The sequence below is a fragment of the Variovorax sp. TLI9-5A genome (genome assembly GCF_056867935.1).
Genome location: NZ_CP200310.1, coordinates 4,520,413 through 4,533,731 on the forward strand (window position 1 = coordinate 4,520,413; position 13,319 = coordinate 4,533,731).

A 13,319-nucleotide genomic window follows, 5' to 3' on the forward strand; every position below is an offset into this window, starting at 1 on the left:
GTCATTCCCAGTCGAGCGCGCCCTTTTTCCACTCGTAGGCGAAGCCCACGACGAGGATGGCGAGAAAGATCATCATGGCCCAGAAGCCAACAGCGCCGATTTCCTTGAGCGCAATGGCCCACGGAAAGAGGAATGCAATTTCGAGGTCGAACAGGATGAAGAGAATCGCGACGAGGTAGTAGCGCACGTCGAACTTCATGCGCGCATCCTCGAAGGCTTCAAAGCCACACTCGTAGGGGGAGTTCTTGGCGGCGTCGGGCCGATTGGGGCCGAGAATGTATCCGATGACCTGAGGGGCGACGCCTACGCCGACTCCGACCAGAATGAACAAAAGGACGGGGAGGTAGGAGTCGAGATTCATCGAGAGTTTTTCACCGCTTGCCACCGGCAGGAAGAACCCCTGGATGAGGTTTTCTGCCGATGAGATTTGGTGCGGTCGGCGAGACTCGAACTCGCACAGCTTTCGCCACTACCCCCTCAAGATAGCGTGTCTACCAATTTCACCACGACCGCGGTTTTTGCTGTTCGGATGGCATGAGGTACCTGCAAGAGGAATTTGGCTTTCCGAACAGATTTAGAGTTTACCCTGAAATGAAGCCATTTCTCACGGGCAACTCATGAAAACGAGTTGATTACTTGCTCGGAATCTGCCCCGCACCCGAAACAGGGGCTGCAGGAGCCGAAGCAGGAGCACTCGGAGCTGCCGCACCGGGAATCTCGCTGGCCGCACCGGAGGCCGGAGCAGCAGGCGCACCCACCGCAGCACGCTCCAGAAGACTGCCGCCGCCCGCAGGACGCGCATGGCTGAAATAGGCCAGCAGCAGCGTGCACGCGAAGAACACCGCGGCAAGCACTGCAGTGGTGCGCGACAGGAAGTTGGCACTGCCGCTCGCACCGAACAGGCTGCCGGCACTGCCGCTGCCGAAGGCGGCGCCCATGTCGGCGCCCTTGCCGTGCTGGATCAGGATGAGGCCGATCATCGCGAGGGCTGCCAGCATCTGCACGCCGACCAGAAGGTTGAGGACCACGTTCATTCGTTCTTACTCCTAATTTGATGCAGCCGTTGCGCGTTCAGCGCGCAGCGGCGGAAATGATCTGCAGAAAGTCGGGCGCCTTGAGCGACGCGCCGCCGATGAGGCCACCATCGATGTCGGCCTGCGCCAGCAGCTCCGCAGCGTTCGCTGCGTTCATGCTGCCGCCATAGAGAATGCGGATGCCGGCGGCATGCTCGCTCGCCGCATGATGCAGCTGCGCGCGCAGCACCGCGTGCACCGCCTGCGCCTGCTCCGGCGTGGCAGTCTTGCCCGTGCCGATGGCCCAGACAGGCTCGTACGCCACGACGATTTCGCTGATGCAATGGCCATTCACATGAATGACGGCCGCCAGCTGACGCTTGACCACCTCTTCGGTCTGCCCTGCTTCGCGCTGCGCCAGGGTCTCGCCCACGCAGACGATCGGCGTGATGCCGTTGGCCAGCGCGGCCGCGGTCTTGGCGGCAACCACTTCGTCGCTCTCGCCGTGGTACTGGCGACGCTCCGAGTGGCCGACGATCGCATAGCGCACGCCGAAGTCCTTCAGCATCGCAGCCGATTGCTCGCCCGTGAACGCACCTTGCGGGTGCGCCGAGACGTCCTGCGCACCGAGCGCCAGAGCCGGCGAGCCCGCCAGCAGCGACTGCAGCTGCGCGAAATACGGCGCGGGCGCGCACAGCGCCACGTCGCAGGCAGCCGGGCTCGCGGCCAGCCCCTGCTGGAGGGCCTTCACCAGCGCTTCGTTGGCAGCCAGGCTGCCGTTCATCTTCCAGTTGCCGGCGATCAGTTTCTTCTTCGTTGTCATCGCGTTCTTCTCGTCACCATGTCAGCACGATCTTGCCGATGTGCTGGTTCGATTCCATCAGCGCATGAGCCTGGGCCGCGCCACTGGGCTCGCCCGCTGCAGCAAAGGTGCTGTGGATCACGGGCTTGATCGCGCCGCTTTCCAGCAGCGGCCACACCTTCTCGCGCAGAGCCTTGGCAATGGCACCCTTGAACGCCACGGGCCGCGGACGCAGCGTCGAGCCGGTGATCGTGAGCCGCCTGCGCAGCACGAGGCCCGCATTGATCTCGCTCTTCACCCCGCCCTGCACCGCGATGATCACCAGCCGGCCGTCCTCGGCCAGGCATTCGATCTCGCGCGCCACGTAGTCGCCGGCGACCATGTCGAGCACCACGTCCACACCCTTGCCGCCGGTGAGCTTCTTCGCCTCTTCGACGAAGTCGCTGGTACGGTAGTTGATGGCATGGTCGGCGCCGAGCTTCCTGCAGGCTTCGCACTTGTCGTCGCTGCCGGCCGTGACGATCACGGTCGCGCCGAGCGCCTTGGCGACCTGGATCGCCGTGACGCCGATGCCACTGGAGCCGCCCTGGATGAGCAGCGTCTCGCCCTTCTGCAGGCGGCCGCGATCGAACACGTTGCTCCAGACGGTGAAGAAGGTCTCGGGCAGCGAAGCCGCCTCCGTGTCGCTCCAGCCCTTGGGCACCGGCAGGCATTGCGCCACGGGCGCCACGCACAGTTCGGCATAGCCGCCGCCAGCAATGAGCGCGCAGACGCGATCGCCGACCTTGAAGCCGGCATCGGCCAGCGCCGCCGCATCGCCCGACACGATCTCGCCGGCCACCTCGAGGCCTGGCAGATCGGACGCGCCCGGCGGCACCGGGTAGTGCCCCTTGCGTTGCAGCACGTCAGGGCGATTGACGCCACTCGCCGCAACGCGGATCAGCAGTTCGCCAGCGCCCGCGACGGGGTCGGGGCGTTCCGCGACGCGCAGCACCTCGGGGGCACCATACGAAGTGATTTCAATGGCTTTCATGATCTTTCGGCCTCCAACGCCCGCAGATGGGGCGAAGCTTGACGTTCAAAAGATGAAGGGATGGCAATGGCGGCCGCACAAGCAGCCGCCGCTGCGCCCTTCTTACTCCTGAGGCTCGCGCGGAGCTTGTTGCTGCGGCTGCTCGCCGGCCGGAGCCTCGCTGCGCGGCTGCTGCTCGTTGCTGAAGCGCGGAGCGCGCTCGCCACGGTCGCCGCCGCGATCACCACCACGGTCGCCGCGATCGCCGCGATCACCGCGTTCACGACGCTCGCCGCGGTCACCACGGTCTTCGCGCGGGGGACGCTCGCTGAATTCCATGCCGGCCGGACGCTCGGTCAGGGCCTTCATGGACAGCTTGACGCGGCCCTTGTCGTCGGTCTCGAGGACCTTGACCTTCACGATCTGGCCTTCGCTCAGATAGTCGGTCACCTTCTCGACGCGCTCGTGCGCGATCTGGCTGATGTGCAGCAGGCCGTCCTTGCCGGGCAGCAGGTTGATGAGCGCGCCGAAGTCCAGGATCTTGGTGACCGGGCCTTCGTAGACCTTGCCGATTTCGACTTCGGCCGTGATCTGCTCGATGCGCTTCTTGGCCATTTCGGCCTTTTCCGGATCGGTCGAGGCGATGGTGATGGTGCCGTCTTCGTCGATGTTGATCGTCGTGCCGGTTTCTTCCTGCAGGCCGCGGATGACCGCACCGCCCTTGCCGATCACGTCGCGGATCTTCTCGGGATTGATCTTCAGCGTGGTCAGGCGCGGAGCGAACTGAGACACGTCGGCCTTGGCCTCGCCCATCGCTTCCTGCATCTTGCCGAGGATGTGCATGCGCGCTTCCTTGGCCTGAGCCAGCGCGACCTGCATGATTTCCTTGGTGATGCCCTGGATCTTGATATCCATCTGCAAGGCGGTGATGCCGTTGGTCGTGCCGGCCACCTTGAAGTCCATATCGCCGAGGTGATCTTCGTCGCCCAGGATGTCGGTCAACACCGCGAAGCGGTTGTCTTCCTTGATCAGGCCCATGGCGATGCCGGCCACGTGCGCCTTCATGGGCACGCCGGCGTCCATCATCGAGAGGCAGCCGCCGCAGACCGAAGCCATCGACGAGGAGCCGTTCGACTCGGTGATTTCCGACACCACGCGAACCGTGTACGGGAACTCTTCCTTGTTCGGCAGCACGGCGACGAGCGCGCGCTTGGCCAGGCGGCCGTGGCCCACTTCGCGACGCTTGGTGGAGCCCATGCGACCCACTTCACCGGTGGCGAAGGGAGGCATGTTGTAGTGGAACAGGAAGCGGTCTTCGTATTCGCCGGCCAGCGCGTCGATGCGCTGCGCGTCGCGCTCGGTGCCGAGCGTGGTGATGACCAGCGCCTGCGTCTCGCCGCGCGTGAACAGGGCCGAGCCGTGGGTGCGGGGCAGCACCGAGTTGCGGATTTCGATGGGACGCACGGTGCGCGTGTCGCGACCGTCGATGCGCGGCTCGCCCGACAGGATCTGGCTGCGCACGATCTTCGATTCGATGGCGAACAGCAGGTCGGAGACCTTGCCGGAGTCGAATTCGGCGCCTTCAGCCTTCAGGGCCTCGAGCACGCTGGCGTTGGCTTCGCGCAGGGCCTGGGTGCGGGCCTGCTTGCTGCGGATCTGGTAGACGGCGCGCAGCTTTTCTTCGGCCAGGCCCTTGACCTTGGCGACGAAGGCTTCGTCTTCGGCGGGCGCCTTCCAGTCCCACACCGGCTTGCCGGCTTCGCGCACGAGTTCATGGATCGCGTCGATGGCGATGTTGGCCTGCTCGTGGCCGAACACCACGCCACCCAGCATGATTTCTTCACTGAGCTGCAGGGCTTCGGACTCGACCATCAGCACGGCGGATTGCGTGCCGGCGACGACGAGGTCCATCTGCGAATCCTTGCGGGCGGTCTGCCCCGGGTTCAGCACGTACTGGCCGTTGATGTAGCCCACGCGGGCGGCACCGATCGGGCCATTGAACGGCACGCCGGAGATCGACAGCGCGGCGCTCACGCCGATCATGGCGGCGATGTCGGCGTCGACTTCGGGGTTCAGCGAGATCGTGTGGATGACCACATGCACTTCGTTCAGGAAGCCTTCGGGGAACAGCGGGCGGATCGGGCGGTCGATCAGGCGGCTGGTCAGCGTTTCATGCTCGCTGGGCTTGGCTTCACGCTTGAAGAAGCTGCCGGGGATCTTGCCGGCGGCGTAGGTCTTCTCGATGTAGTCGACGGTCAGTGGGAAGAAGTCCTGGCCGGGCTTGGCCGACTTGGAAGCGACCACGGTCGCGAGGATGACGGTGCCTTCGATGTCGACGAGCACTGCGCCGCTGGCCTGGCGGGCGATTTCGCCCGTTTCCATGACCACGGTCTTGCCGCCCCATTGGAACGACTTGGTGACTTTATTGAAGAGGCTCATGTTTTGCTCCTGTTTTGATAGCGAACTACATGGAGTCCGCAGGTGACGGAGGCTTCTCAGAACACGATGCCATTCCAGCGAAGCTCGGCGGGAACTTCATTGGAATGACACAGCTTCGCTCTGTTTGGGCACTCCGAAAGTGGATCGCGAAGTAAAAAACGCCTGAGCTAGCGGACTAACCCAGGCGTTTCTTCATGCGATTTGGATTACTTGCGCAGACCCAGCTTGGCGATCAGCGCGGTGTAACGGTCGGCGTCCTTGGACTTGAGGTAGTCGAGGAGCTTGCGACGGCGGCTCACCATGCGCAGCAGGCCGCGACGACCATGGTGGTCCTTGGCGTGCGTCTTGAAGTGGGGGGTGAGCTCGTTGATGCGGGCGGTCAGCAGTGCGACTTGCACTTCGGGGCTGCCGGTGTCGTTGGCGGCGCGGGCGTTGTCCTTGACAACTTCGGCCTTGATGGAGGCTGCGATCATGTTGATTTCCTTGTTCCTGGGTGTTTGACTTGCGGCAAGGACTGGAACTGCCCTCGCCGTGCGCCTTGCGGCATGCAAAGCCTTGGAATTATAGCCCGACCGCCCCGCCCGGCCCTTTTATCCCCTTGGAAGCCCGGGTGGGCCTCCCGTCGAGCGATGCCAGCCCCACTGCTCCCAGCACGCAGACCGCCCCGCCGATCTGCGCCAGGCTGATGCTTTCGCCCAGCCACAGCGCCGCCAGCGCCAGCGCAGAAACCGGCAGCAAAGCAGTGAACAGCGCCGCCTCCGCCCCGTCCAGCCGGGAAGATCCGGCAAACCACAGCACGAAGCCGAGCACCGTAGGCACCAGCGCGTAGTAGGCGACGCCGGCCAGCGCCTCGGCAGGCAGGGGATGCTCCCAGGCCCGCTCGAAAAGAGCCGGCACCAGCGAAAGCAGCAGCCCGAAGGCCGTCATCAGCGTCGACAGCGCCAGCGGCCGCACCGGCACCTGTAGCCGCTTGTTGAGCAGGATGAACATCGCCTCGCAGGCCAGCGCGCCCAGCACCAGCAGGTTGCCCGCCAGCGCCGCAGGGGAGCTCGATCCGCCAACCATGCCGCCCCCGGGCCAGCTGATCGCCAGCACCCCCGTCGTCGCCAGCACGATGCTGCCCACCAGATACCGCCCCGGCCGCTCGCGCAGCGCGATCACCGCCACCAGCGCAGCCACCGCCGGCAAGGTGCCCGCCACCACGCCCGCACTGGCAGCCGGCGCCCAGCGCACGCCGAGGATCAGCAGCACGGTGTAGCCCACGCTCCCCAGCCCCGCCTGGCACACGAGCAGCGCCAGGTCGCGCCGACCGGGCCACGGCCATGGCGTGCGGGTCAGCCGCAGCAGCACGAGAAAGACCGGCAGCGCCAGCGCGAAGCGCAGCGCCGTCGCGGTGAAAGGCGGCAGCCCCGCCGCGATGACCTTGCTGGCCACCACCGTGCTCCCGACCGTGACCATTGCCAGCGCGCACAGCGCCATGCCCTTGAACCGTTGCGACATCCCGGACCTTCCGCCTTCGAAAAGAAAGGTCCGAGCTTCGCGGCCCGGCAGCGCCCCGTATTGAACGAAATTGCAGCCGGCCAACCGGCTGGTGTTGCTGCTGGCGTTACTTCTGCCGCGCCAGCCAGTCGCGCAGCCGCTCCACGCCCTTCACAAGCCGCTGCGGGTCCTTCGAGGCGAAGCACCAGCGCAGCCAGCCTTGCGCCTCGGGCGCGAAGGCATTGCCCGGCGCAAGCCCCAGGCCGGCCTCGGCCACCAGCCGCTTGGCCACTTCGAGCGAATCGCCGAAGCCTTCGAGGCGGAAGAAGGCGTACATCCCGCCCTTGGCCGGAGCCACCTGGACGCCCGGCAGCGCGGCCAGCAGCGGCACCAGCGTGTCGCGGCATTGCTTCAGGTGCGCCACCACGCGCGGCGTGATCTCGCCTGCATGCTCGATGGCGGCAATGGCTGCGCGCTGCGTGAACACGCTGGCGCACGAGGTGTTGAACTCGATCAGCTTGCCGATGCCCTCCACCATCGATGGCGGCAGCACCAGCCAGCCGAGGCGCCAGCCGGTCATCAGGAAGCTCTTGGAGAAGCTGTGCGTGACCACGAGCCGGTCGTCCGGCTTCGAGATGTCGAGGAAGCTCGGCGCGCAGGCGTTGGGCGTGGGCTCGAAGTAGAGCCGCTCGTACACCTCGTCGGCCAGGATCCACGTGCCGGTCTGGCGGCAGTGGTCGAGCACGGCCTGCTGCTCCTCGCGGCTCATGGTCCAGCCCGTCGGGTTGTTCGGCGCGTTGACGATCAGCAGCCTGGTCTTCGACGTGACCGCCGCGCGCAGCGCCGGCAGGTCGAGCGTCCACAGCCCGTTCACCGGCACCAGCGGCAGCGTGCGCACGTGCGCGCCCATGATCGCGGGCTGCGCCGTGAGGTTGGGCCACACCGGCGTGACGGCGACCACCTCGTCGCCCGCGTCGACCAGCGCCTGCACCGCCAGCATCAGCGCGCTCACGCCGCCCGAGGTGACGGCGATGCGCGAGGCATCCACCGTCGGATGCAGCCCGCTGGCGTAGCGCGCGATGGCTTCGCGCAGCTCGGGCAGGCCGAGGTTGTGGGCATAGAAGGTCTCGCCGCGCTGCAGCGATTCGATGGCCGCCTGGCGGACCACCTCGGGGGTGACTTCGTCGCTCTCGCCGAACCAGAAGGCCAGCACGTCGTCGCGGCCCATGCCGGCGTTGGCGACTTCGCGGATCTTCGATGCTTCGAGGTTGTGGATGGCTTCACGCATGTCGGCAGTTCCTGTTCTTCGTCATCGGGTTCAAGGTCTCTTCATCTTGCACGAGGTCGGCAACTCGGCGCGTTCGGCGGCAATGGTCTTGACCACGCGGAAGCCGTAGCCCGAGCCTTCGACGTCGAACTGCACACCCGGCCTGCCCTGCCTGTCCATCACGCCCACCACGAGCTGCTGCTGGAACTGGTGGTCCGCCGCGCGCATGCGCCCGCGCTGGCCGTACATGCTCACGTCGGCCTGTTCGAGGGCACGCGCCACGGGCAAGGCATCGGCGCTGCCCGCGCGTTCGATGGCCTGCACGAGCGCCTCGACCATGAGCTGCAGCCGCATGTGCACGTAGTCGTCGGCCGGCTTCGGAAAGCGCGCGCGGAAGGCCCGGTAGAAGGCTTCCGACTGCGCCGTCTGCACGTTGGGCAGCCAGTCGGCCACCGCCACCACGCGCCCGATGCCCGCGTCACCGATGGCCGCCGGCGCGCCCAGCGCATTGCCGTAGAAGGTGTAGAAGCTGCCGCCGAAGCCCGCCTCGCGCGCGGCCTTCACCAGCAGCGTGAGGTCGTTGCCCCAATTGCCCGTGACCACGGCCTGCGCGCCGCTGGCGATGATCTTCGTGGCGTAGGGCGCGAAGTCCTTCACCTTGCCCATGGGGTGCAGTTCGTCGCCGACGATCTCCACGTCGGGCCGCTGCGCGCCCAGCTGCCGGCGCGCCTCGCGCAGCACGGCCTGGCCGAAGCTGTAGTCCTGCCCGATCAGGTAGACGCGCTTGAGCGCCGCGTCGTCCTTCATCACGTCCATCAGCGCAGCCATGCGCATGTCGGCATGCGCGTCGAATCTGAAGTGCCAGAAGCTGCAGCGCTCGTTGGTGAGCGCCGGGTCGACCGCGGCGTAGTTGAGGAAGATCGCGCGCCGCGAAGGATCGCGCTCGTTGTGCTTGTCGATGGCATCGATCAGCGCCGCTGCGGTGGCCGACGAGTTGCCCTGCAGCACGATGCGCGCGCCGTCGTCCAGCGCGGCGCGCAGCGCGGAAAGCGCTTCCTCGTTCTGCCCCTTGCTGTCGTAGCGGTCGAGCTGCAGGGGCCGCGCGCCTGCGGGAACGCCCGGCAGCTTGACACCTCCGCGCGCGTTCACGCGCTCCACCGCCCACAGAAGGTTGCGGAACACGGCCTCTCCAGTGTTGGCGAAGGGCCCGCTCATGCTTTCGATGAGGGCCAGGCGGATGGGTGCGGGAGGTGCGGAAACCGGAGCCTGTGCGAGCGCCGCGAAGGGCTTCGCGCATAGCGCCAGCGCCGCGAATTTCAAGGCCTCGCGACGCAAATTAAAGGGGGGATTCATTGTCTTGAAACGCGTGCCGCTGCGCCTAGATGAGGTCTCAAGCGGCACTCACGATGGAACGGCCGCGCAGTGTAAGGGACACACATTTCTTGTCCCCATTGTGTTCATTCAGGAGTTCTTCACCATGTTTTTCGCCCCTACCCTTCGCACCGCCCGCTTCGCACCCCGCGCCTACGACCGCGCATTCGAGCGCTTCGCAGCGGAAGCCTTCGCAGGCACCCGCCGCTCGCCCCTCGTGGAGCAGGACGACAAGAGCTGGACCCTCTCGCTCGACGTGCCGGGCTTTGCGCGTGAAGACCTCGCCATCAGCATCGAAGGCGCCGTGCTGCGCATCGAGAGCAAGGCCGAAGCCAAGCGCCAGTTCAAGGCCGCCTACGAACTGCCGCAGGACATCGACGTGGCCGCCAGCGAAGCGAAGCTGGAGAACGGCGTGCTCACCCTGAAGCTCGGCAAGCTGGTGCCGGTGAGCCAGGCCACGCAGCTGCAAATTAACTAGTCGGGCTATGCCCACAAGAGGAAAATGTCAGTAAGGCTCAGTTTTTGACATTAAACGAGCACCTTATTCACAATAGCGCTGGATTAACGTCACATGATGTGACGTTTTTTTAGAACTTTCTTCTTCGTGGGCGTCTTGTAAACGCACTGATTTCCGGACGGTGCGGTTCGGGTGCCCCTCAAGGCACCATGAATACACATCTGCAGCCCGCAAATCCCGACGAACAATCCGACACGCTCCTGATTTTTCTGCCAGGCGCGTACCTGAAGCCCGACGAGTTCGAGCGCGAAGGTTTCATCGCCGCGGTGCGCGAACGCCATCTGGCGGCCGACGCGCTGCTGGTCGATGCGGACGTCTCCTACTACTACGAGCAGACGCTCAGCGACCGCCTGCACACCGAGGTCATCGAGCCGCAGCGCGCCAAGGGCTACAAGTCGATCTGGCTCGTGGGCATTTCCATCGGCGGCTTCGGCGCGCTGATCCACGAACTGGCGCGGCCCGGCTCGGTGGACGGCATCGTGGCGCTCGCGCCCTACCTGGGGCGCCGCGTGCTCGGCGCGGAAATCAAGAAGGCCGGCGGCCTGCGTGCATGGCAGGCACCCACGGGGCCGCAGCCCGACGAGGAGCCCGATCGCAAGCTATGGCCCTTCTTCCAGCAGTACCTGTCGGCCAAGCCGTCGAAGAACCTGCCGCGGCTCTACCTGGGCTTCGGGCTGGAAGACCGCTTCGCCAGCAACCACAAGCTGCTGGCCGACGCCCTGCCGCCGGAGCAGGTCTTCACGATCGAGGGCGGCCACGACTGGCCGCAATGGCGCCAGCTCTGGCGCAATGTGCTGGACGTGTTGCCGCTGCCGGCCATCGGCCGGCCGTCAAAGCAAACGATTACGCAGTCTCAGGTAGCGCCGTCCCAGGCACCGAAAGCGACGCCATGGGCCATCGCGGCCTGACGTCGAAGGCATAGCGCTCGCTCGCCTGCGACAGGCCTGATTGCAGCCGCATCGCGGCAGCCATGGCGATCATGGCGCCGTTGTCGGTGCACAGGTGCAGCTCGGGGTAGTGCACGCGCACCTTGCGCTTGGCGCATGCGGCGTTCAGCTGCTCACGCAGGCTCCTGTTGGCCCCCACGCCGCCCGCCACCACCAGCCGCTTCAGGCCGGTCTGCTCGAGCGCCGCAAGCGACTTCTTCAGCAGCACCTCGACGATGGCCGCCTGCGTGGACGCAGCCAGGTCCGCCTTGCGCGCTTCGAGCTCGCCGCCCAGCTTCCTGGCCTGCGTGAGAACGGCCGTCTTCAGGCCGGCAAAGGAAAAGTCGAGATCGCCGCTGTGCAGCAGCGGCCGAGGCAGCTTGAAGGCCGCTGCATCGCCGCCTTCGGCCAGCTTCGCGAGCCACGGCCCGCCCGGGTACGGCAGGCCCATGAGCTTGGCGCTCTTGTCGAAGGCCTCGCCCGCCGCGTCGTCGATGGTCTCGCCGAGCAGCTCGTAGCGCCCCACGCCATCCACCCGCATCAGCTGCGTGTGGCCGCCCGACACCAGCAGCGCGACGAACGGAAATTCCGGCGGATCGGCGCTCAGGAACGGCGACAGCAGATGCCCTTCGAGGTGATGCACCCCCAGCACCGGCTTGCCCAGCGCCACGCCGAGCGCGCAGGCCACGCCCGCGCCCACCAGCAGTGCGCCCGCCAACCCCGGTCCGCGCGTGTAGGCAACCACGTCGATCTCGTCGAGGGAGCGGCCGGCTTCGGCCATGACCGTCTCGGTCAGCGGCAGTACGCGGCGGATGTGATCGCGGCTGGCCAGCTCGGGCACCACGCCTCCGTAGGCCTGGTGCATGGCGATCTGGCTGTGCAGCGCGTGCGAACGCAGCGCCGGCAGCGCGTCGCCGTGCGACTCGACCAGCGCCACGCCGGTTTCATCGCAGGATGATTCGATTCCCAACAAGAGCATGCCGCCGAGTGTAGGCGGCGCCCCCTGGCCGGCGTCCGAGAAGGGGCAAACGGCGGCGCTCCCTGCCCTCCGAGGCACGGATGTTGCAGTGACGGAATACAGAGCCCCGCGCCCCACGCCATGAAATCCGGACTGAGTTTTCTCATCGCCGCCCGCCGCTGCGAAATCGACGAGCTGGACCGGCTCGCCCGCACCAGCGAGCTGGTGGGCGTGATCGGCCGGCTGGTCCATGCGCTGCAGCGCGAGCGGGGCATGTCGAACATGTTCCTCACCTCGCGCGGCGGCCGTTTCGCAGAACAGCGCGGCCCGCAGATCGCCGAGTGCCTGGCGCTGGAGCAGGAGGTGCGCGCCGGTTTCGACCAGCTGGAGGCCGACAACTACCACCGCGGCGCCGACGCCGGCAACAACGCGCGCCTCTTCAGCCGCATTGCCTGGGTACTGCCGGGCCTGGACGCCCTGCCCGCCCTGCGCCGCCGCATCGACGCGCTGGAGCTGAAGCCGGCCCAGTCCACCGCCGCCTTCGCCAAGCTGGTCGCCGGCCTGCTCTCGGTGGTGTTCGAGGCCGCCGACGGCGCCACCGACCCCGAGATCTCGCGCCTGCTGGTCGCGATGTTCAACTTCATGCAGGGCAAGGAGTTCGCCGGCCAGGAGCGCGCCTTCGGCGCCGCCGCGCTCGCGCTGGGCCACAGCGACGAGGCGCAGCGCCTGCAATGGCTGCACCTGATCGAATCGCAGGAACGCTGCTTCCAGGTGTTCACCGACTTCTCGGGAGAGGCCGTGCTCGCGCTCTGGCGCGACAGCCAGCCCGACGCCGAAGTGGCCGAGCTCGAACGCATCCGCCGGCGCGGCGCGGCTTCCGGGCCGGCCGACGTGGCACTCAGCCAGGCCTGGTTCGACTGCTGCACCCGCCGCATCGACGCCATGAAGACCGTCGAGGACCGCCTCGCCTGCGACCTGCGCGCGCTGTGCGAGCACAAGACAGCGCAGGCCCGCAGCGAGCTGCGCGAATACCGCCAACTGCTGGACACGCTCACGCCGCAGGCCGGCGCCCTCTTCTTCGACGACGCCGACGCGCAGACGGCGGCCCCCGCCCAGTTCGGCCGCCACCTGGAGCGCTCGGTGCTCGACATGGTCCGGGAGCAGTCGCAGCGCCTGCAGGCCATGAGCGACGAGCTCGAAACCGTGCGCGCCTCGCTCAACGAGCGAAAGATCGTCGAGCGTGCCAAAGGCCTCCTGATGGCGCACCGCCGCCTCAGCGAGGAAGAGGCGCACAAGATGCTGCGCCAGACCGCGATGAACCAGAAGCGCAGGCTGGTGGACGTGGCCGAGTCGATGCTCGCAATGGCCGACTACCTGCCCATGCTCGACCGCGCACCACCGCGCTGAGGCAGGCACGGCGCCCAGCCGTTCAACTTGGTGCACTGCACAACAACCGTGCCATCCGCACCCGCCCGCCTGATCCGCCCTACAGGCCCGTTCCCCGCAGCATCAGGCCGCTTCCAGCTACTTTCCTG

At 66.7% G+C, this 13,319-nt stretch carries 13 protein-coding genes and 1 tRNA gene; 3 read left to right on the forward strand and 11 right to left on the reverse strand.

Annotated elements, in window-relative coordinates:
* Window position 1: 1 nt before the first annotated feature.
* The 10 genes from AC1VNX_RS21435 to AC1VNX_RS21480 form a co-directional block, all read right to left on the reverse strand.
* Window positions 2-361 carry an NADH-quinone oxidoreductase subunit A gene (locus tag AC1VNX_RS21435; RefSeq protein ID WP_301509161.1) on the reverse strand — a complete coding sequence of 120 codons (360 nt, stop codon included), beginning with the start codon at window positions 359-361 and terminating at the stop codon, window positions 2-4.
* Between the two features lie 67 nt (window positions 362-428).
* Window positions 429-513: transfer RNA gene (locus AC1VNX_RS21440), tRNA-Leu, on the reverse strand.
* 119 nt (window positions 514-632) lie between these two features.
* On the reverse strand, window positions 633-1,034 hold the full coding sequence (gene secG / locus AC1VNX_RS21445; protein ID WP_301509162.1) for a preprotein translocase subunit SecG: 402 nt from the start codon (window positions 1,032-1,034) through the stop codon (window positions 633-635).
* Window positions 1,035-1,071: 37 nt separating this feature from the next.
* Window positions 1,072-1,836 (reverse strand): triose-phosphate isomerase, encoded by a 765-nt coding sequence (gene tpiA / locus AC1VNX_RS21450; protein ID WP_483159205.1) that lies wholly within the window; start codon window positions 1,834-1,836, stop codon window positions 1,072-1,074.
* Between the two features lie 13 nt (window positions 1,837-1,849).
* Window positions 1,850-2,848, reverse strand: coding sequence for an NAD(P)H-quinone oxidoreductase (locus AC1VNX_RS21455; RefSeq protein ID WP_483159207.1), 999 nt, complete (start codon window positions 2,846-2,848; stop codon window positions 1,850-1,852).
* 102 nt (window positions 2,849-2,950) lie between these two features.
* Window positions 2,951-5,266: a polyribonucleotide nucleotidyltransferase gene (gene pnp / locus AC1VNX_RS21460; RefSeq protein WP_483159209.1), complete on the reverse strand. Its 2,316-nt coding sequence runs from the start codon at window positions 5,264-5,266 to the stop codon at window positions 2,951-2,953.
* A 206-nt stretch (window positions 5,267-5,472) separates the two neighbouring features.
* Window positions 5,473-5,739 (reverse strand): 30S ribosomal protein S15, encoded by a 267-nt coding sequence (gene rpsO, locus AC1VNX_RS21465; RefSeq protein ID WP_007837783.1) that lies wholly within the window; start codon window positions 5,737-5,739, stop codon window positions 5,473-5,475.
* A gap of 88 nt (window positions 5,740-5,827) precedes the next feature.
* The gene (locus AC1VNX_RS21470; RefSeq protein ID WP_483159211.1) at window positions 5,828-6,766 is read right to left on the reverse strand and encodes a DMT family transporter; all 939 of its coding nucleotides are present in this window, start codon (window positions 6,764-6,766) and stop codon (window positions 5,828-5,830) included.
* Between the two features lie 106 nt (window positions 6,767-6,872).
* Entirely contained in the window at window positions 6,873-8,033 is a 1,161-nt protein-coding gene (locus AC1VNX_RS21475) for a pyridoxal phosphate-dependent aminotransferase (protein ID WP_483159213.1), read from the reverse strand.
* 30 nt (window positions 8,034-8,063) lie between these two features.
* The gene (locus AC1VNX_RS21480) at window positions 8,064-9,365 is read right to left on the reverse strand and encodes a branched-chain amino acid ABC transporter substrate-binding protein (RefSeq protein WP_483159215.1); all 1,302 of its coding nucleotides are present in this window, start codon (window positions 9,363-9,365) and stop codon (window positions 8,064-8,066) included.
* Window positions 9,366-9,489: 124 nt separating this feature from the next.
* Between AC1VNX_RS21480 and AC1VNX_RS21485 the strand changes: the two genes are divergently transcribed.
* Window positions 9,490-9,861, forward strand: a complete 372-nt coding sequence (locus tag AC1VNX_RS21485; protein WP_126018280.1) for an Hsp20/alpha crystallin family protein — start codon at window positions 9,490-9,492, stop codon at window positions 9,859-9,861.
* Between the two features lie 188 nt (window positions 9,862-10,049).
* The gene (locus AC1VNX_RS21490; protein WP_483159218.1) at window positions 10,050-10,808 is read left to right on the forward strand and encodes an alpha/beta fold hydrolase; all 759 of its coding nucleotides are present in this window, start codon (window positions 10,050-10,052) and stop codon (window positions 10,806-10,808) included.
* Here the strand turns inward: AC1VNX_RS21490 and tsaD are convergent.
* A complete protein-coding gene (gene tsaD, locus AC1VNX_RS21495; protein WP_483159220.1) occupies window positions 10,744-11,805 on the reverse strand; it encodes a tRNA (adenosine(37)-N6)-threonylcarbamoyltransferase complex transferase subunit TsaD in 1,062 nt (353 codons plus the stop codon). The genes AC1VNX_RS21490 and tsaD overlap by 65 nt on opposite strands.
* Window positions 11,806-11,925: 120 nt before the next feature.
* Here tsaD and AC1VNX_RS21500 point away from each other — a divergent pair, with 120 nt between their 5' ends.
* Window positions 11,926-13,191: a nitrate- and nitrite sensing domain-containing protein gene (locus AC1VNX_RS21500; protein WP_483159222.1), complete on the forward strand. Its 1,266-nt coding sequence runs from the start codon at window positions 11,926-11,928 to the stop codon at window positions 13,189-13,191.
* Window positions 13,192-13,319 lie beyond the last annotated feature (128 nt).

Excerpts from the sequence above, each read along its gene's own strand:
- AC1VNX_RS21435 (WP_301509161.1), bottom strand. The coding sequence starts at position 361 with ATGAATCTCGACTCCTACCTCCCCGTCCTTTTGTTCATTCTGGTCGGA.
- secG (WP_301509162.1), bottom strand. The coding sequence starts at position 1,034 with ATGAACGTGGTCCTCAACCTTCTGGTCGGCGTGCAGATGCTGGCAGCC.
- tpiA (WP_483159205.1), bottom strand. The coding sequence starts at position 1,836 with ATGACAACGAAGAAGAAACTGATCGCCGGCAACTGGAAGATGAACGGC.
- AC1VNX_RS21455 (WP_483159207.1), bottom strand. The coding sequence starts at position 2,848 with ATGAAAGCCATTGAAATCACTTCGTATGGTGCCCCCGAGGTGCTGCGC.
- pnp (WP_483159209.1), bottom strand. The coding sequence starts at position 5,266 with ATGAGCCTCTTCAATAAAGTCACCAAGTCGTTCCAATGGGGCGGCAAG.
- rpsO (WP_007837783.1), bottom strand. The coding sequence starts at position 5,739 with ATGATCGCAGCCTCCATCAAGGCCGAAGTTGTCAAGGACAACGCCCGC.
- AC1VNX_RS21470 (WP_483159211.1), bottom strand. The coding sequence starts at position 6,766 with ATGTCGCAACGGTTCAAGGGCATGGCGCTGTGCGCGCTGGCAATGGTC.
- AC1VNX_RS21475 (WP_483159213.1), bottom strand. The coding sequence starts at position 8,033 with ATGCGTGAAGCCATCCACAACCTCGAAGCATCGAAGATCCGCGAAGTC.
- AC1VNX_RS21480 (WP_483159215.1), bottom strand. The coding sequence starts at position 9,365 with ATGAATCCCCCCTTTAATTTGCGTCGCGAGGCCTTGAAATTCGCGGCG.
- AC1VNX_RS21485 (WP_126018280.1), top strand. The coding sequence starts at position 9,490 with ATGTTTTTCGCCCCTACCCTTCGCACCGCCCGCTTCGCACCCCGCGCC.
- AC1VNX_RS21490 (WP_483159218.1), top strand. The coding sequence starts at position 10,050 with ATGAATACACATCTGCAGCCCGCAAATCCCGACGAACAATCCGACACG.
- tsaD (WP_483159220.1), bottom strand. The coding sequence starts at position 11,805 with ATGCTCTTGTTGGGAATCGAATCATCCTGCGATGAAACCGGCGTGGCG.
- AC1VNX_RS21500 (WP_483159222.1), top strand. The coding sequence starts at position 11,926 with ATGAAATCCGGACTGAGTTTTCTCATCGCCGCCCGCCGCTGCGAAATC.